We start from the raw sequence: 16,874 nt of genomic DNA, 5'->3' as shown, positions 1-16,874 counted from the left end.
CCAACCTCCTCTCAAGGACACGAAGTTATTGTATCATAGCACGTATTGCCATCACAACTTGACCACGCAAGCAATGACAGCGAAATTGTTATTTTGCTTCATCTGTATAAATTTCAGGTTTTAATACGCCAATGTATGGGAGGTTGCGATATCTTTCGGCGAAATCGAGACCATAACCGACGATAAATTCGTCGGGCAGCACAAAACCTTTATAATCAGCTTCCATATCAACGTTGCGGCGCGCCGGTTTATCAAAGAGCGTAACTACACGTATGGAATTCGCTTTACGTCCTTGCAGCACTTCAATAAGATAGCTTAGCGTCAATCCCGTGTCGATAATATCCTCCACAATCAATACGTCGCGCCCATCAACAGGCACATCCAAATCCTTAATAATCCGGACTACGCCTGACGATTTCGTCGATGCTCCATAGCTCGACACTGCCATAAAATCCAATTCCAAAGGAACGGAAATGCGCTTCACCAAATCGGCCATAAAGATAAAAGCGCCTTTCAGGACGCAAATGACAAGCGGACACTTTCCTTCATAGTCACGGCTGAGTTGTTCTCCCAACTCCTGCACTCTCGCTTGAATTTGTTCCTCGCTAAATACTACCTTTTCAATGTCGTTCTGCAATGATGGGCCCCTCCTAGAGTGAATACTAATAGTGCGTGTTCAAAAAAAGGAATTTTTGAACAACCTATAATACTTATGTGAACATGGATCGTTCCATGCGGTTACGATACCGATGCCGCAATATCGATGCTACTGCGTTGAAGCATGCGCCCCGCCTTCCAGTACGAAATGAATGATGCACTGTGTTGACGGCTGTACGAGCGCAACATCGGAACGCCGTACTCCGGGCACCCATACTATCTGTCCGTTATTATCCGTCATAATGGGAATGAAGCTTCGCAATGACGGAGCAATTTTAGCATCAACGAACATATCTTGCACTTTTTTGCTGCCGTTTAATCCTTGCACACGCATCCGATCACCTGGCTGGCGAGATCGGACATGAAGCGGCCAGCACAATGTGTCCGCATCGAACTGAGCTTCCCAAGCCCTTCCGCGCACACGCGGCCTTGCGATTGAGTCGCTGCCGTCAATGAAATTCCGCATATTCCCAGCCGCATCCCTATCCGTTGCGGCCCCGATCATCCAATGCAGCGTGCTGTTGTTAAGCGGCAACGATAAACGACCCGAGGAACTCGTTCTATGTATCGTCAAGCTCGTCACGCAGCGGATATCATCAGAAGCAGCGACATCCTGGAGCAGCCATAGCAAGCGGTCATATTCACGCACGAACACAACGTCGCGAGACACATCCATCCTCCAAGTGGAAGGGTGTTCTCTTGCCGCCGCATTCCGAAGCGTCTCAATGACGTCAAAATCCATCTGTTCCGCTTCCCGCGTGAGATAATTTAATATTAGTTTAATCAACCTGCGTTGTAAAGCAACATGTGTATTGCAAAATGCCCCACGGTCCAGAAGATAGCCCGATCCGGCATAAGAAACGAATGGACTTCCTTCATCATTGCTTACCGTCTTCACATGACATTGAAACAATCTGCGCGTCTCTTCTTCCATCCAGTCGGCCTCATCCCGCAGCGTATCCGCCATTCTGCATAGCGCTCCCACCAGCTGCGGATTTTCATTCTCTAATAGAGGCAAAATATCCAGCCGCAATCGATTGCGGGTGTAGTCACGCTTCGTATTGCTGCTATCCGTTATATAGGGAATGTTCCGCATGGCGCACCACTCCAGTATGTCCGTCTTCCGCATATGAAGCAGCGGCCGAATATACGCAAGTTCTCCCTCTTCGCGCTTCCAGGCCATGCCGGCCAGACCGGAACTTCCCGTTCCGCGCAGCATGCGCATCAGCACGGTCTCCGCTTGATCATCGGCATGATGGGCAAGCGCGATGTGTGAAGCGCCATAATGCTTTGCAACATCCTGCAGGAAATGGTAGCGCAGCTCGCGAGCAGCCGCTTGCGGATTCAGACCGCGCCGTTCCGCCAGTCCAGGAGCATCAACGCGCGTCATTTCGAAGCGGATGCCCAGCTTCTGCGCTTCCCGCTCTACAAACAATGCTTCTTCATCTGATTCCCTGCCGCGGAAGCCGTGATGAACATGAGCGGCAACGAGACGGCGCGCGCCTTCTGCTTCACCCTGTTCAATCAATTCATGAAGCGCATAAAGAAGCAGCATCGAATCCGGCCCTCCGGATACCGCAACCACGATCGTGTCCCCCTCGTTCCACAGAAAATGCTGCTCCGCCGTATCCTTCAGTCTCATTATCCACTGCCGCCAAGCATACTCGCTTCCTTGGCCCGGTCCTTCTCTTGGTGCCATTGTTCATCCCCGATTTCTGTTCAATATAACTTCTTGCTAATTCAACTCGAACAAGCGTATGTATGAGGCAGACCCAAAAGACAGAATCTCGTTATACCGAATTTCATTATGTTATGTATTAAGTAATTAGTACGATCCAAATTTCATTAAGATTCAAACCTTTTTCTTTTTCCAATATAACACAATCACCTCTGTAAATCGAAGCCCCAACCCGCAAGCGCGATACTTGTTGCAAGCAGAAATAAAGACACGCCAAAAAACCATTTCAACCATAGCGGAGTTGGCCTATGAGGCTTCTTGCCCGTCCGGTATAGTCGATGGCTAAGTTCCTGCCATTGTCGATGAGCTTCCTCCGAGGAGGCGAATGCGCCTTTTAGAGCACGCGAAAGCCACGCTTCAAAAGGCTTCAATCGCGGGTTGCTGCGCACGATGTCCTGCAAATCCTTTACATCGCGTGTCTGCGGCAAGCTTGCCTTTAAACGTTCGCGTAATTCTTTTTCGCCGAGAATCTGAATCGTCAGCACGGCAAACGAAAATAAATCGTACCCGCAATCGGCCGATCGGGAGCCTGCGTGCCAGTACCCGCGATCATACAGCTCGGTGAACTGCTTCACGCTACTCCCCATTGCAGTTAACCCGCCAAAATCGACAAGCTCGACTGTGCCATCGTTATTGACGAGCACATTTTCCGCCTTCAGGTCACCGAACACCCAGCCGTGCTGATGGACTTTATGCAGCCTGGCCAATAGCTTGCCTCCGACCAGACCGTACCAGTCGGCTCCATTCTTATAAATGTACGCCTTTAAGCTTACACCGGGAACATACCTCATGACGTAAAACGGAATCCGCTGCCCGCTCACATCCGCATCGTCAATGTCGACAAGAAAAGGCCTGGCGCCGTTACGGCCGACTCGGCCGCCCTGTGTGCGGCGCTGTCGCTCCAAAGAGCGCAGCGCATTGATTTCCGATTGAAAATCGACCGCATCCACTCCCATCTTGAGTGCGAATGACCCCGAGCCTCGCTCGCGGTTCTCCTCCATCGCCAGCATGGTCACCAAATAGACGACACCGTTCGCACCGCGCCCCAGAAGCCGCTCTACACGATACATGCGTTCGTTCCACACGCCTTTCAGCACGGTTCCGGGCGCGATGCTGATTTGCCGAACCGCAGTCTTAACGGTATGCAGTTGTCCCCCCGCTTTAAACGATGTAGTCACTCCATATCCCATCCGTTCCCGTTCCTTCTTGTTGATACGCTGGCTCGTCTGCCGTGGAAGAGCCCATATGACTATCATATTGGTAATAGTCGATCACTTTCAAGAGGGCCGGACCCGTTGGCGTCGTACCCCGCATGTTCAGCCGTTGAAATAAGCGTTTTGCGCGTCCGATATCATCGGTCCATTCCAGATCCTGCACTGCTTCCTCCCCTCCATGAGGCCCCGGAAAATGAAAGACGCTCAATTCGCTCCTCCCGATCCGCGCCTGCAGGCTGAGCATCAAATCGCGTATCGCCTCCTCCACTGCCGCCAGCTTCGGCTTCATGCTCGCACTGGTATCAATCAATAGAGCAACTCTAAGCTCGGATTGCTCACTCATATCATCCATCACACGCACTACTTCTGCGCGCTGATCCGGAGGGAGCGCTTCAACGCTATCCGTTCCATCAGCGCCCAATATTTGACGCAGCTCTTTATTCACGGCTTGATGAATCGTCTGCACGACGGTCTTGCGCGTCATCATCTGAATAGTCTGCGAGAGTTGGTGCGACTGCACAATCCGGCTGATGCCACCCCCCGCCTGAGCAATATCTTCAATTTCACGTCCGCCCAACACCCCTATCGTTCCATAATCAACAATGCCGACAACATTCACTGTAATGCCGAGCTCTCTCGCCTGAGCGGCGGCAACCGCCGGCTGCACCCCCACGTTGGAACATCCGTCCGTAATGAGTAAGATCTGCTTCATCATTCCCATCGCCCTCTCATCGTCACTAACAATCTAGCTCTAGTGTTGCCCGTGATGAGAGAGTTTAACCCTGACACTGGGCAAGGCGCCATCCGATTGCTAGAGAAAGCGATGAAGAAACATTAAATAGCAACATGTTCAAAAAGATTACTTTTCAACACCAGGAAGTACAAGTGTCAACTTACCGTAAGCGGGCGGTCCATTCGATCATGCCCATTCCAATGCAGAGTGGCCCACTGCGGCTGATGCCTCGTCACCCTCGTGACGACGACCGTCATATCGTCTTCTATCTGCCCGCTGGAATGGCGAATGACCGTTTCCAACAAAATGTCTGCGATCTCCTGCGGATCATCCGTCTCCAGCTCACTGATTAGGCGCTTCATCCATATTTCCTTATTTACCGCAGGTCCTGGCGCGTCAAAAATGCCATCTGTCATCATGATGAGTATGTCTCCCGGCTGTAATGAAGAATCAACAAGCTCGATATCAATATCCTGTATGATACCTATCGGCAAATTTCCAGAAGAAACTAAACGCACCTCGCTTCCGCTCTTAATAAAGCTTGGAATTGAACCGCTTTTCATAAAGGTTGCATTGGCTGAGTATAAATCAATGATGGCCAAATCGACGGTCGCAAACACTTCGTCCGGTGAACGAAGCATCAGTACAGAATTTACCGATTGAATGGCCAGCTTCTCGTCTATGCCTGACTGCAGCAGCTGAGACAGCAAATTCAAAGTGGCGCTGCTCTCCATGCGGGCCCGCTCTCCATTGCCCATCCCGTCGCTTAAAGCAACTGCGTACTTACCGCTTCCGAGCTCCAAAGCGCTGAAGCTATCCCCCGATAACACATCTCCTCCCTTCGCCGCACTGGCGAGACCGCTCTCTACTTCAAATGCTTTAGCCGATACAAAGGTTACCATCCCATGGCCTTCCCTCCCTGTCATCCGCTCCTCGCGCACGGCGATATGCTCGCCCAATATATCCGATAATAGCGGCGCGATTAATTTGCGGCATTCGTCATAGCCGTCCGTGAAGGAATGTATCATTTCGATCTCGATGCGTCCGGGTTCTAAGGTCAATATGTCTACCCGATGCACAGACAAGCCCAAGTCCTCCATCGCTTGCCGAATTTGCTCCTCCTGCATAAAGAGTTCCTGTCCTTCCCGCTGGATTTCCCGCGCCAAGTCATCCATCACTTGCGATACTCCGTCCAGCTGATTGGCCACGAAATGCCTGCTCTCCTGAATCTGCTTGCGCCAATGCTCATCATGTTGATAGCGAATAGAATGGTCGCGCAGCAGAGCGATCACCTGCTGCGCCTTCATACAGTGGCTCTTCCATGTCTGGGGCATGTGCTTCCCTTTCCATTCGGAATATTCGGACTGATCCTCCACCTTGTGCAGCATCTGTGTCATCACTGTCATCGTTTGCACATATTTGTGGCTCCAGCAGGATTGGCGTCTAGGACAAGCGGTGCACGTTACGGCAGATACCGATTCGATGAGGCTATTCGCCTTATCATCATCTGTAAGCGGGTTGTCCGTATTGGCCGTCTGCTTGAAGCTGCTTGACAGCTGACGGAATACTCCCGAGAACTGCTGCACGCGATCAGCGGTCATATCCCGGACCCGCTTCGCATACTCATGCTGCGACTTCGCATGTTCGTTCGTTCCAGGCACATACTTGGCCAAGGTCAAGCATATGGATTTAGGAGTAAGCAAAAACAGCGCCGCAGCGACGATCGTCTCCCAGGTAGAAGCCATCACTTGAGTCGGGGGCCCCAGGTAGACGGACAGAATCGCTGTCCCCAGCAGCATGCCGAAGGCGACGGCCCAGCGTTTCCCTTCGCGCAGCAGCCCGGCCAAGAGCCCGGCAAACGCCAATACGCTCATTTGCGTCAAAGAGCTCGGCTCGGCAAGGCCTAGAATCAGGCCCAGCACGACTCCTACGGAAGCTCCGAGCGGGGCGCCGCCGACAAGCGCGAACAGAAGGACAAAATATCGCGACAATATATGATCGAGCTGGAGCGACTGGACTGTCCAACCGACGGCTCCCGTCATCACAGAGGCAAGCAATATCATCAGGCAAATCATTTCCTCGATCCGCAACGTGTAATTGCGCTTGCTCATCGTCAGCACCGGCAGCGCCTGTATGAACACCAAAGTGAGCACCAAGCCAAGAATGGCGTCGGTAAAGTCCATCAGGAAGGCGTACCATGTAAATGATGTCGATACGAAGGTGACGAATAACTTTACGATGAGCGAGGCACTGAATACCATAAACGGAGCGGCATTCATATCCGTTCGTTCATATGCTTTCAACCCGCGGTGCAGGAGGACAATGAGCAAGAGCTGCATTCCCATCATAAGCGTAATCGGCATGGGGGCGAACAAGCTGCCGGCAAGCAACGCCGTTCCTACCCATGTCGCCAGTTCACGGCGAGTAAAGTAAATAACCGCGAAAAAAGCTGCTGCAAACGGAAACAACTCATTCAAAATCATGGCTCGTCCAAGCAAAAATCCAATTAAGACGAACATAATTGTCCACTTGCGTGTGCCAAGGACGCGTCTGAATCGCTCCAAACGCCATTTGTTGGCGCTCTGCGCCCATACCCCTTCACCGTCCATGCCACCTTGCCAGCTTTTCTTCGGAAACGGAATTACTTTCGTCTTACTCATTGCCTAGCACCACCTATTCTATGAATTGTGTGCTCTCATTATAGAAAAGGGAATCAAAATAGTTTGTCATAATAAGGAATTCCATCCAAAAAACTTTCCGACATGAGTTGAGCCTCATGCAAAAAAACGGACAAGCACAGCCTGACAAGGGATTGCGGCCTCTTCTCCCTCCTCTCCGCAGCAGCGGCGTTGTCACATTTTTGTAACGCTTCCACGTGAAGCGGGGACTAATCGGGGGTAAAGCATACGGAATGGCGTAATAACCTGTCGTAAGCGCCGACTCCACCGACAAAAAAAGTACAGCCGACAAACGGCGTGCGACGAACCCCCGATTCCGTCACAACGTGGAGGACGGTATATGGTATCACGGTAGCCGCAGCACGGAAACAGACGCACGGCGTCCGGCTAATACAAAAAACCTTCCGTACCCTGAAAAGGCAGGAAGGAAGCTTGCCACACATTAAAAAAGCCGCAACGCCGATAACCCGGCCTGCGGCTTGCATTTATATATTCATTACATCCGACGAGCGCCACGGCCTCCGCGCTTGGATTCCGTGTTCTTCTTCAAAGAAGAAATGCGTTCTTCGCTATCCTTCAGGAAGCGCGACATTTTATCCTCAAAAGAAGCGAAATTAGGCGACTTGCGTCCCCCCCGGTCCCGGTTCCCTTGTCCATACCTGCCGCCGTCTCTTCCTGGACGATCAGGACGAGGTCCTGGACGGTCCGGACGGGGTCCTCTTGGAGGTCTCTGTTCCGATGCAGGTTTATCGATCGTTTGCTTAATAGACAAGCCAATCTTGCCGTCCTTGTCGACGTTAATAACTTTGACCGTGACGATATCGTCAATCTTCAAATGGTCATTCACGTCCTTGACGTAGTTATCGGCAATTTCAGAGATGTGAACCAGTCCCGTGACACCTCCCGACAGATCAACGAACGCTCCAAAATGCGTAATACCTGTCACCTTGCCCTCTAACTTGGTGCCCACTTCAATTGTCATAGAATAAAATGTTCCTCCCTTAAAATGTTGAACGAAACATTGCCCTGATCAACAAAAACAATGCTTATGTGGTGATTATACTGTAACGGCGCGATATTGGTCAACCGACGGTTGTCCCGATTTTACGCCTATTCATCGTGTTTTCGGATGATGACTTCATCAGGCAGCACCATGCCTCGACTTCGCGCAATCTGGAGAATGTATTCGGTCGTATTGAGCCGATCCACCTCCTGCTTCAACTCATTGCGGATTTGCTCCGCAGCTTGCTTTTCTTTCTCGCGCACCTTCAGATCCTGACGCAAATCTTCCATTGTGGACATTTGAGTAATGTACGTATAAGTGCCCCATCCCAAAAACAGTACCATAAAGGCTGTCCACAGACGCAGCCTGCGTTTCGCTCCAGCTATTTTCTTATCGCGATAGCGGTCTGGTGTTCGGGAAACAGACACAGACATACGCACACCTCCTTGAGTTCAATCGTCCACTTTTACGTATACCCTCTATTGCTCCCTATGAAACGGGCGGTACGACTCTTACGTCGTCTGATCAAGGACAATCCGATACTGCGAGGTGAATGAGATTACTGATCGACACAGTTATTATTGCTTATTCTTCGGATGAATGACGCGTCCAATGAACTGTATACCCTGATTCATCCAAGCAGTGATGCGATGAGCCGTCTGCTTCAGCTTCCGCCATGTTCTCATCGTTCGCTCCGTCATCCCGAAGCGGTTCCATACCGGCATGACAAGCGGCCGGAATACCCATAGCACAAGCAGTGCCAGCGGTCTTAAACATTGTAGCACAATTTTGATAAGGAACATAGCGACCGATTTCAAAAATATAATGAAGCCCTTGGTAAAAAACCATACCGCTTTCAATGGCATAATGATAAGGACGTAGAGGCAACGGAGCACGAAACGCGCGATCGCCTTCATCGCCTTGACCAACCACATCACGATCGTGACGGCCAGCTTGCTGAGGATGACCGCATAGAGCCATGCCCCGCAGGCCAGTCCAAGGAATACGTAAAACCTTAATTCTCCCTGATTGCCCTTGACGAGCATTTGAAACACGAACAACGTCGCAGCAAGCCAATACATGACGTCCAAGAAGGGGATAGTCCATCGCGGGAATTTGAATTGCCCCGCTACGACGCGATAGCTGTCATACACCAAACCCAGCGCCAGCCCGCTCATCATCATGAGCAAGACCGTCATCCACTGCGTATACAGGCTCACTTGAATAACTTCCCGAAGAAGCCCTTGGATTTATCTTGAGCGTTCGCGTCCAAATAGGTCAGGGAGTTGACCGTGCCTTCAATGGCGACGAGGCCTTGTTCGAGACTTAAGTTTTTAATATGCAAATTGTGGCCGCGTATCGTCAAAAATCCGCACTCGGTATCCAGCAAGAACTCTTCGCTGTCGAAGCTCTCCACTTTGTTTACACCGCTAATTTCAAGCAGCTTCCGGTTCAGCATTTTGACTTCCTGACGTTTGGCCGTTGATTTCGATAATTCGATCATAGCATGTACCCCTCCTTCTCAACACTAGCTTATGAAGGGGACGGAAGAATAGAACTCCGATTGTTGCGCAATCGTTATCGGTTATCGATTTTTTCCGGATACATATCGTGATTCATGAGCCGATAGGATGCCATCTCTTCGTACTTTGTTCCCGGACGTCCGTAATTGCAATACGGATCGATGGAAATGCCTCCGCGCGGGGTAAACTTGCCCCATACCTCGATATACTTTGGATCGAGCAGGGCGATAAGATCGTTCATAATGATGTTGACGCAGTCTTCATGGAAATCGCCGTGATTGCGGAAGCTGAACATATATAGCTTCAACGCTTTGCTCTCAACGCATTTCCGATCGGGGATGTAGCTTATATACAGCGTTGCGAAGTCCGGCTGGCCTGTCATTGGACATAGACTCGTGAACTCCGGACAATTGAATTTGACAAAGTAATCACGGTGCGGGTGTTTGTTGTCAAACGATTCCAATACATTCGGCGCATAGTCTGACGGATATTCCGTCTTGGCGCCGAGCTGGTGCAACTGCAGTTCCGCTTCATTTCTGCCTGCCATAAGTAAGCTCCTCTCGAACTCTCTTGTAAATTCATATTACCTCGTGTTATACGCCGCGCTTATTGCCCCATACAAGCGTATGAAGCTGCGGCAGCACCCGAACCCGATTCAGCCTCGGTTCAGCGGCGGCGCGGTCAATAAGCCATTCATATTTGCGCAGCAAATTCCGTATGAGCTCTTCATCATCGGAGCTGCGAACATCGTCGTTGCCCGTCTGCAGGACGAATGGAATGTCAGCATACCGCTCATGGATGCCAATGGCATATTGCAAGTCCTGCTCGTCGAATACGACTACCTTCAAGCATAATCCTCTGCGTTCGGAACGGTTCCACAGCCGGTTCAAAATGTCATCCAGCCGCTCGTAATCTGTATTCATCCCTGAGCTAGGAGGCTTCGGGGACAGCGTGACATCATCAATGCGCATAAGCCACTCCTGCCAACGCGAGCCTTGGGTCTCCACTGCGGAGCGAATGCCTTGCGCATGCAGCAGATCGGCGAGCTCGCCCATGTCAGGTATCAGGGCAGGATTGCCGCCTGATAGGGTGACATGCTCAAAGCGCCCAGCAGCCAGTCTGTTCAATTCGCCGAAAATATCCTGTGCCGTCATCGGGCGAATGTCTTCTTTCCCCGATCCATCCCACGTAAAGGAGGAATCGCACCATGAACAACGGTAATCGCAGCCGGCGGTGCGCACGAACATCGTCTTTTGGCCGACAAGCAGGCCTTCCCCCTGCACCGTCGGGCCGAAGATTTCCAGCACCGGTATCGTCATGAGCACATCCACTCCCGTCTGGCCTCGGCGTAGCTTGTTGGCGTCTCATAAAGGCGCACGAATTCCACTCGACCGCCTTCACATCGATCCGCGTACGGTTCCTTATTCAGCGCAGCATCCATTTGCTCATACAGCCAGACAACCATATTTTCCGCCGTCGTGTTCATCAGAGGCAGCGTTTCGTTCAAATAACGGTGATCGACATACGGTTCAATGCGCTCCTTCCAAATGTCCTTAATGTCTCCGAAATCGAGCGCCAATCCGATCTCGTTCACAAATCCGCTTAATCCGAATACGACTTTGTACGTATGGCCGTGAAGGTTTTTGCACTTGCCATCATAGGCGTGCAGATGGTGAGCCGCATCAAAGGTAAATTCCTTGCTTACGAGCACCCGATGGCGATGATAGCGCAGCGATTCCCGTGAAATGTCCGTGCCTAACGCCTGCAGCTTGTCTACAATGCGAAACGGTCCCGGCACACTCATGCGTTCATCCCCTCTTCCTGCTGTTGTTCCGCCAAATAGCTTTCCAGCCCCGCTCGGCGAAGCTTGCATGACGGACACTCGCCGCACCCGTCGCCAGGCAGCCCGTTATAGCAGGTGACCGTTTCCGTACGCACGAAGTCGAATGCGCCGAGCTCATCGGCAAGACGCCATGTCTGTGCTTTATTCAGCCACATCAGCGGCGTATGCAGGACAAAGCCGTAATCCATCGCCAGGTTGAGCGTAACGTTTAATGATTTGACGAATATGTCGCGGCAGTCTGGATAACCGCTAAAGTCGGTTTCGCAGACACCGGTAACGATATGCTTTGCGCCAATTTGCTTGCCATAGATCGCCGCGAACGAAAAAAACAACAGGTTGCGTCCTTCGACAAACGTGTTCGGCAATTGCCCTTCCTCATGCGCGATGTCAATATCTTCCCGCGTCAGCGCGTTCGGCGCCAGCTGATTGAGCAGCGACATGTCAAGAATGCGGTGCGGGATGTTCAGCTTCTCCGCAATCCGCTGCGCGTATTCCAACTCGCTCTTGTGCCGCTGTCCGTAATCGAACGTAATCGCCTCCACTTCGCCGAAGCGCTTCATGGCCCAGTACAAGCACGTGGTGCTGTCTTGACCGCCGCTGAAGACGACCACCGCCTTTTCCGCGGGCATCTCGACCTTCCCGGTGCCGCATGTGCATGCGTCAGTGGAGCCCTGCACATTGGTGTAATTATTCTCTGTTGTCATATTGTTCTCATCCTTTCTTGTTCCCTCGTCTGCCATCACCGGGACGCGCCCGCATACTTGCATTCTTGAACAAGGCGAAAGGCATGTGCTGCAAGTACAAGTGTAAATGAGTGACTTCGTTAAAACCGGACTTGCAGAGCACAAAAAAGACAGCACTAAGGAAACATACTAGTGAGCGTTCAAAAAAACCACTTTTTGAACTGTCTCTACTAGATCCGTAGGATACTGTCAGCCTTAGTTTTTTATAGAGGGAGATTGCGAACCTCTCCCGCAAGGTATGGTCCTCGCGGAGTGTATGCAGTTGCTATTCATTATAGAGAATGCAGGCGCAAGTTTCAAAACCATATTTAGCTAGATACATGCTGGAACGCACAAAACGGCCCTTCCCTTCAGCAAAGGGAAGAACCGTTTCTTCTTGTCATGCATATGGCTTCTACCAGCCGAAGTCGTTCGATTTCGGAATGGCTTCTTCCTTCAGCAGCGTGTACATGCCCGCGGCTTCATCTTTCTTCGTCGTCTCTTGGAGACGCTCTACGCGGACGGTGACGAGCTTCTGTCCGAATTGAACCGTTATCTCGTCGCCGACCTTAACGGACGTGCTCGGCTTCGCTTCACGTCCATTCAAGACTACACGTCCCTGTTCGGACACATCCTTCGCAACGGTACGCCGCTTAATGAGTCGCGAGACTTTCAGGAACTTGTCCAGGCGCATTATTTTACTGCTTCTTTAAGTTTGTTGCCCGCTTTGAACGCTGGAACGACGGATTCAGGAATCTCGATCGTTTTGCCTGTTTGCGGGTTGCGGCCCGTGCGGCCTGCGCGTTTGCGAGTTTCGAATGTGCCGAAGCCGATCAGTTGAACTTTGTCACCTTTCGACAATGCGTCTGTTACTTCGCCGAAGAAACCGTTCAGGACGGATTCAACGTCTTTCTTAGTCAAGCCGCTTTTTGTAGAGATGTTAGTAATCAAATCAGTTTTGTTCATGTGTATTGGCCTCCCAGTCCTCTTATTCATTCATAGAGTGTGTTGGCTTGCAAGCTGACGCTTGAGCCGCGGAATACTTAATGCATGTATGTATTCTTGCTTTTTAAGAAAATTCCTTCCCGGTTGCGGCACTTTTTCATATTTTGGCGAAAAATAGAGAATATTAGGGCCGCTGCACGCCCGGGTTACGGTTCGAGCCGCTTCGCTTCCTGCCACCACTGCTCCATTTCTAGTAAATCAGTTTGGTCAAAAGATTTGCCGTTTATACGAAGCTGCTCTTCGATATATTTAAATCGGCGCACAAATTTGCGGTTCGTGAGGGTGAGCGACTCTTCCGGATCCGCGGATATAAAGCGTGCTGCATTAACGACCGCGAACAGCACGTCGCCCAGTTCTTCGGCCGCATGAATCATATGCTTATCCTTATCCGCTTCGCCAGCTGCCGAATCTGCCGAAGCAATCGCCTCTCGCAATTCTTGCAATTCTTCGGCTACTTTGTCAAGTACATCTTCCACACGATCCCAGTCAAAGCCGACCTTAGCCGCTTTTTTCTGCAATTTGTAGGCTTTCATCAGCGCCGGCAAATCTCTCGGCACGCCGTCCAGAACGGATGCTGCTTCACTTGCAATCCCTTTGCGGCGCTTCTCTTCCGCTTTCATCTGCTCCCAATTGCCGAGAGCCGATTCAGCATCCGCTGCATGCGTGTCCCCAAATACATGGGGATGACGGAAGATCAGCTTCTCATTCAGCCCCTGAATGACATCGTACACGCCGAATGTGCCCGTTTCTTCCTCCATCTGGGAATGAAGCATAATTTGCAGCAGCAAATCGCCGAGCTCCTCCTGCATATGTGCCGGATCATCTTCGTCGATCGTTTCGAGCACCTCATACGTTTCCTCGATAAGGTTCTTCCGAATCGATTGATGTGTCTGTTCCCGGTCCCACGGGCATCCTTCCGGACTGCGCAGGATGGACACAATTTCGTGCAGGCGGCCAAACGTGCGGTTCCGCACCGCATCATCCGTTGTGCGCGGAACCCAGATGAGCGACAGATTGCCGTAGCCGTCCAGATGATCGAGCTCATGAAGCGGCACGCGCACAATCTTCTCCATTCCTTCAACACCGAGCGCATGACCAACCGTGATTTCGTAGTCATCCGGATAGATCTCCATCAGACTTAGCTTCACGTCAGAAGCCGTAAACGTATCATACACTTGTCCGATGACCGTGTGCAACCGTGGATTCAGGCCAGCAGGCTGAAGCCCTGACGCATCCAGCAATTGAAAGCCTTCAATCGGATCGAATCCGAGCGCTGTGAACGCCTGATCGAGAAAGCTCTCTCCGCCGACAATCTTCAACGCAACCCCCTGATCGGGGCAGCGTTCCTTAAGCAGCTGGACCGTCGCTTCCGCCACCATCGGATGGCCTGGAACGGCATATACAATCGTGCTTTCCGGATTGGCAACAGCCGACGCCATCAGTTCACGGCATATCTCGGCATAAACGGACGGAAAGTCTTCCTGTGTCTCGTAAATGCGATCGAAAGAGCGGTACGAAATTCCGTGCTCCCCGAATAAAGACATAACCGGATGATGCTCCGTGCGCACATAGATGTGCGGAGATTGCTGCAGCAGAGTCCATACGGCCAGCGTCAACTGGCCGGCATCGCCGGAGCCAAGGCCGACGACCGTAATATTACCGGGCATAATGATGCCTCCTTTATGATAAAGGTCATGTTCCTATCCTGAATGAAATCGCACCAGGCGGCTTCATGGCCTGGCAGCCTCCGCCAAGGCAACGCTTGTGCCGCGAGGCTAAGAGCGCCGCGCAAGACGTGACGCGAATGCGGCCAGACGCGGCCCGATGCGCGGCACGGTGGCGAGCTCCTGCGGCGTTACCGCGCCAAGCGCGGCAGCGAGCGCAGCGAATGCTGCCGCTCCGAGCGGCACGCCGACGGCCGTAGCCAACGCCGCGCCCGAGCGCCCGCTGGCGCCAAGCCACGCTGGCAACGCCGCAGCCAGCCACACGGCAGCGGCCATGCCGGCGAGGGCAAGCGCCAGCCGTCCGCTGCGAGCCCCCCAGGCGGCGATGCCGACGCCGCTGGCGCGTGCCAGCGCGAGCGCATTCAGCGCCGCTGCGAGGGCGAGCGCCGCTGCCGCGGAAGTGGCTGCCCCGGCAATGCCGTAAGCCGGGACGAGCCACACATTCATGGCCGCCTTCACGCAAGCGGCGGCCAGCAGATGCAGCGCCGGGGCCCTGACTGCGCCCATGCCCTGCATCAAAGCGGCGGTAACCGCTTGGAAGACGCCGCTAACCGCCGTGGAAGCGACCAGCACGAACGCCGTCCATCCGGCGTTATCCGTGTATAGCGCCACGTTAATAGGCTCCGCCAGAGCGATGAGCCCTGCCGTGGCGGCCAGGCCAAGCAGCCACGCCCAGCGCTGTGACGCTTGAATGATTGCGCGGAGCTGCGGCTCATCCTGCCGCCGTACCGCCTCTGCTACCGTTGGCACAAGTCCGACGGCAAGCGAACCCGCGACCATCGTGACAAGCTGCACAAGCGGAAACGCGCGGCTATATATGCCGAACTGCGCAAGCGCCCCGGCTTCGCTCAAGCCTTGCTCCAGCAGCAAGCGCGGCACCGTGAACACATCGACCACATTCACGGCCGGCATCACAATTGCGCCAAGGCAGATCGGCAGAGCCGTCCAGGCGAGACGCCGCATCATAGTCCAGAGCGTGGGCGACCCGCCCCCCTGTCGGCGTGAAGCAGGCCCAACCAGAACAACGGCGCTATCCGGTCGCTGCCGTCCCCCTTGCTGCACGGAATGAACCGTTACAGCTTCATCTGTGGCTGCGGCAAAAGTGTCTTTCCGTTGCCTTGCCATGCGGTTCGGCCGCTTGCGATGCTCTATCCACCAGTATATCCCCATTGTCAGCAAACCGCACACGCCGCCCGCAAATGATCCGAACGTGGCCCCTGCGGCCACCGTCTCATCTGCTGCACCATGACTTGTATAATATAGCAGCAGCGCAATCATGACCGTCACCCTGCCTGTCTGCTCAATTACTTGCGACACGGCTGTCGAATTCATTTCCCCGCGCCCCTGATTATATCCTCTTAAGGCTGCGGCGAGCGGCATAACGAGCAGCGCATATGCCGAGCTCTGGATCGCCGGCACGGTGTGGCGGTTGCCAATCCATCCGCCTATCGCTTCCGCTCCTGACATCATCGCGGCGAAGCCTATAAGGCCCGTAACGGACATTAGCGCACAGGACGCATGCAACACCTGCCGCGAGCCCCGTTCGTCACCGGCCGCCTCACATTCCGCCACCAAGCGGGCGACCGCTACCGGAATCCCGGCCGAAGCGACGACGACAAGCAGAACATAGAACGGGTATACCGCATTATAGATACCGAAAATACCGTCTCCCCCGATATTTTGCAACGGGATCTTTTGCAACGTGCCGATTACTTTCGACACGACCGTAGCCAACCCTAATATCAGCGCACCGGATACGACTTGTCCCGCCGTGCGGGATTTTCGTTCATTCAAGTGTCATCCCGCCCATTCTGTAACGTTCGTACCGTATTATATCATAATCGGTTACGGGGCAAGGATGGGAAGCGCCGTACGCAACGCGGGTCATATAGCGCTGTTATTGCTCCTTTGCTCTATCCTCCCAAGCCTTCAGAAGTCGGGGCTCACATGGAGATTCTAATGAACACCCTTCTGATTGTATGGAAGAATGAACATAAGGGCCATTGTACATGGATGACCGCCTCTTTTTATTAA

At 52.7% G+C, this 16,874-nt stretch carries 17 protein-coding genes and 1 riboswitch; all 17 genes read right to left on the bottom strand.

What is annotated here, in order from left to right; genetic code table 11:
* Positions 1 to 88: 88 nt before the first annotated feature.
* Entirely contained in the window at positions 89 to 637 is a 549-nt protein-coding gene (hpt, locus tag JSQ80_RS11015; RefSeq protein ID WP_206095325.1) for a hypoxanthine phosphoribosyltransferase, read from the bottom strand.
* A 129-nt stretch (positions 638 to 766) separates the two neighbouring features.
* Positions 767 to 2,356 (bottom strand): tRNA lysidine(34) synthetase TilS, encoded by a 1,590-nt coding sequence (gene tilS / locus JSQ80_RS11010; protein ID WP_206095324.1) that lies wholly within the window; start codon positions 2,354 to 2,356, stop codon positions 767 to 769.
* 185 nt (positions 2,357 to 2,541) lie between these two features.
* Positions 2,542 to 3,585, bottom strand: a complete 1,044-nt coding sequence (locus JSQ80_RS11005; RefSeq protein WP_206095323.1) for a protein kinase domain-containing protein — start codon at positions 3,583 to 3,585, stop codon at positions 2,542 to 2,544.
* Positions 3,557 to 4,321 carry a vWA domain-containing protein gene (locus JSQ80_RS11000; protein ID WP_206097552.1) on the bottom strand — a complete coding sequence of 255 codons (765 nt, stop codon included), beginning with the start codon at positions 4,319 to 4,321 and terminating at the stop codon, positions 3,557 to 3,559. Before JSQ80_RS11000 ends, JSQ80_RS11005 begins: the two co-directional genes overlap by 29 nt.
* A gap of 176 nt (positions 4,322 to 4,497) precedes the next feature.
* Positions 4,498 to 7,002 carry a stage II sporulation protein E gene (gene spoIIE / locus JSQ80_RS10995; protein ID WP_206095322.1) on the bottom strand — a complete coding sequence of 835 codons (2,505 nt, stop codon included), beginning with the start codon at positions 7,000 to 7,002 and terminating at the stop codon, positions 4,498 to 4,500.
* A gap of 514 nt (positions 7,003 to 7,516) precedes the next feature.
* Entirely contained in the window at positions 7,517 to 8,002 is a 486-nt protein-coding gene (locus JSQ80_RS10990; protein WP_087434343.1) for a S1 domain-containing RNA-binding protein, read from the bottom strand.
* Positions 8,003 to 8,130: 128 nt separating this feature from the next.
* On the bottom strand, positions 8,131 to 8,457 hold the full coding sequence (locus tag JSQ80_RS10985; protein WP_176392865.1) for an FtsB family cell division protein: 327 nt from the start codon (positions 8,455 to 8,457) through the stop codon (positions 8,131 to 8,133).
* 144 nt (positions 8,458 to 8,601) lie between these two features.
* Complete coding sequence (yabQ, locus tag JSQ80_RS10980; RefSeq protein ID WP_087434342.1) at positions 8,602 to 9,243, bottom strand: spore cortex biosynthesis protein YabQ; 642 nt, start codon at positions 9,241 to 9,243, stop codon at positions 8,602 to 8,604.
* A complete protein-coding gene (gene yabP / locus JSQ80_RS10975) occupies positions 9,240 to 9,527 on the bottom strand; it encodes a sporulation protein YabP (RefSeq protein WP_087434341.1) in 288 nt (95 codons plus the stop codon). Before yabP ends, yabQ begins: the two co-directional genes overlap by 4 nt.
* Before the next feature lie 74 nt (positions 9,528 to 9,601).
* Positions 9,602 to 10,093, bottom strand: a complete 492-nt coding sequence (queF, locus tag JSQ80_RS10970) for a preQ(1) synthase (RefSeq protein ID WP_206095321.1) — start codon at positions 10,091 to 10,093, stop codon at positions 9,602 to 9,604.
* A gap of 46 nt (positions 10,094 to 10,139) precedes the next feature.
* Entirely contained in the window at positions 10,140 to 10,865 is a 726-nt protein-coding gene (gene queE / locus JSQ80_RS10965; RefSeq protein ID WP_206095320.1) for a 7-carboxy-7-deazaguanine synthase QueE, read from the bottom strand.
* Positions 10,862 to 11,350, bottom strand: coding sequence for a 6-carboxytetrahydropterin synthase QueD (queD, locus tag JSQ80_RS10960; protein WP_087434338.1), 489 nt, complete (start codon positions 11,348 to 11,350; stop codon positions 10,862 to 10,864). The genes queE and queD overlap by 4 nt, the downstream gene beginning before the upstream one ends.
* On the bottom strand, positions 11,347 to 12,018 hold the full coding sequence (gene queC, locus JSQ80_RS10955) for a 7-cyano-7-deazaguanine synthase QueC (RefSeq protein ID WP_206097551.1): 672 nt from the start codon (positions 12,016 to 12,018) through the stop codon (positions 11,347 to 11,349). The genes queD and queC overlap by 4 nt, the downstream gene beginning before the upstream one ends.
* A 303-nt stretch (positions 12,019 to 12,321) precedes the next feature.
* Positions 12,322 to 12,365, bottom strand: a riboswitch (PreQ1 riboswitch).
* 161 nt (positions 12,366 to 12,526) lie between these two features.
* Complete coding sequence (locus tag JSQ80_RS10950) at positions 12,527 to 12,805, bottom strand: RNA-binding S4 domain-containing protein (RefSeq protein ID WP_206095319.1); 279 nt, start codon at positions 12,803 to 12,805, stop codon at positions 12,527 to 12,529.
* Positions 12,805 to 13,077 (bottom strand): HU family DNA-binding protein, encoded by a 273-nt coding sequence (locus JSQ80_RS10945; protein ID WP_019420292.1) that lies wholly within the window; start codon positions 13,075 to 13,077, stop codon positions 12,805 to 12,807. Before JSQ80_RS10945 ends, JSQ80_RS10950 begins: the two co-directional genes overlap by 1 nt.
* Positions 13,078 to 13,262: 185 nt before the next feature.
* A complete protein-coding gene (yabN, locus tag JSQ80_RS10940) occupies positions 13,263 to 14,783 on the bottom strand; it encodes a bifunctional methyltransferase/pyrophosphohydrolase YabN (protein WP_206095318.1) in 1,521 nt (506 codons plus the stop codon).
* A 108-nt stretch (positions 14,784 to 14,891) separates the two neighbouring features.
* Entirely contained in the window at positions 14,892 to 16,634 is a 1,743-nt protein-coding gene (locus tag JSQ80_RS10935) for a putative polysaccharide biosynthesis protein (protein ID WP_206095317.1), read from the bottom strand.
* Positions 16,635 to 16,874 lie beyond the last annotated feature (240 nt).

Origin of the sequence: Paenibacillus apiarius (genome assembly GCF_017052585.1) — a bacterium.
Lineage (GTDB): Bacteria > Bacillota > Bacilli > Paenibacillales > Paenibacillaceae > Paenibacillus_B > Paenibacillus_B apiarius.
The sequence above is the reverse complement of the archived record's forward strand: the minus strand, read 5'-3'. Positions and strand labels throughout refer to the sequence as shown.

Coding starts and splice junctions, on each gene's coding strand:
- yabN (WP_206095318.1), bottom strand. CDS start 14,783: ATGCCCGGTAATATTACGGTCGTCGGCCTTGGCTCCGGCGATGCCGGC.
- queD (WP_087434338.1), bottom strand. CDS start 11,350: ATGAGTGTGCCGGGACCGTTTCGCATTGTAGACAAGCTGCAGGCGTTA.
- JSQ80_RS11000 (WP_206097552.1), bottom strand. CDS start 4,321: ATGAAGCAGATCTTACTCATTACGGACGGATGTTCCAACGTGGGGGTG.
- JSQ80_RS10945 (WP_019420292.1), bottom strand. CDS start 13,077: ATGAACAAAACTGATTTGATTACTAACATCTCTACAAAAAGCGGCTTG.
- tilS (WP_206095324.1), bottom strand. CDS start 2,356: ATGGCACCAAGAGAAGGACCGGGCCAAGGAAGCGAGTATGCTTGGCGG.
- spoIIE (WP_206095322.1), bottom strand. CDS start 7,002: ATGAGTAAGACGAAAGTAATTCCGTTTCCGAAGAAAAGCTGGCAAGGT.
- JSQ80_RS11005 (WP_206095323.1), bottom strand. CDS start 3,585: ATGGGATATGGAGTGACTACATCGTTTAAAGCGGGGGGACAACTGCAT.
- queC (WP_206097551.1), bottom strand. CDS start 12,018: ATGCCCGCGGAAAAGGCGGTGGTCGTCTTCAGCGGCGGTCAAGACAGC.
- queE (WP_206095320.1), bottom strand. CDS start 10,865: ATGACGATACCGGTGCTGGAAATCTTCGGCCCGACGGTGCAGGGGGAA.
- JSQ80_RS10990 (WP_087434343.1), bottom strand. CDS start 8,002: ATGACAATTGAAGTGGGCACCAAGTTAGAGGGCAAGGTGACAGGTATT.
- JSQ80_RS10950 (WP_206095319.1), bottom strand. CDS start 12,805: ATGCGCCTGGACAAGTTCCTGAAAGTCTCGCGACTCATTAAGCGGCGT.
- JSQ80_RS10985 (WP_176392865.1), bottom strand. CDS start 8,457: ATGTCTGTGTCTGTTTCCCGAACACCAGACCGCTATCGCGATAAGAAA.
- yabP (WP_087434341.1), bottom strand. CDS start 9,527: ATGATCGAATTATCGAAATCAACGGCCAAACGTCAGGAAGTCAAAATG.
- queF (WP_206095321.1), bottom strand. CDS start 10,093: ATGGCAGGCAGAAATGAAGCGGAACTGCAGTTGCACCAGCTCGGCGCC.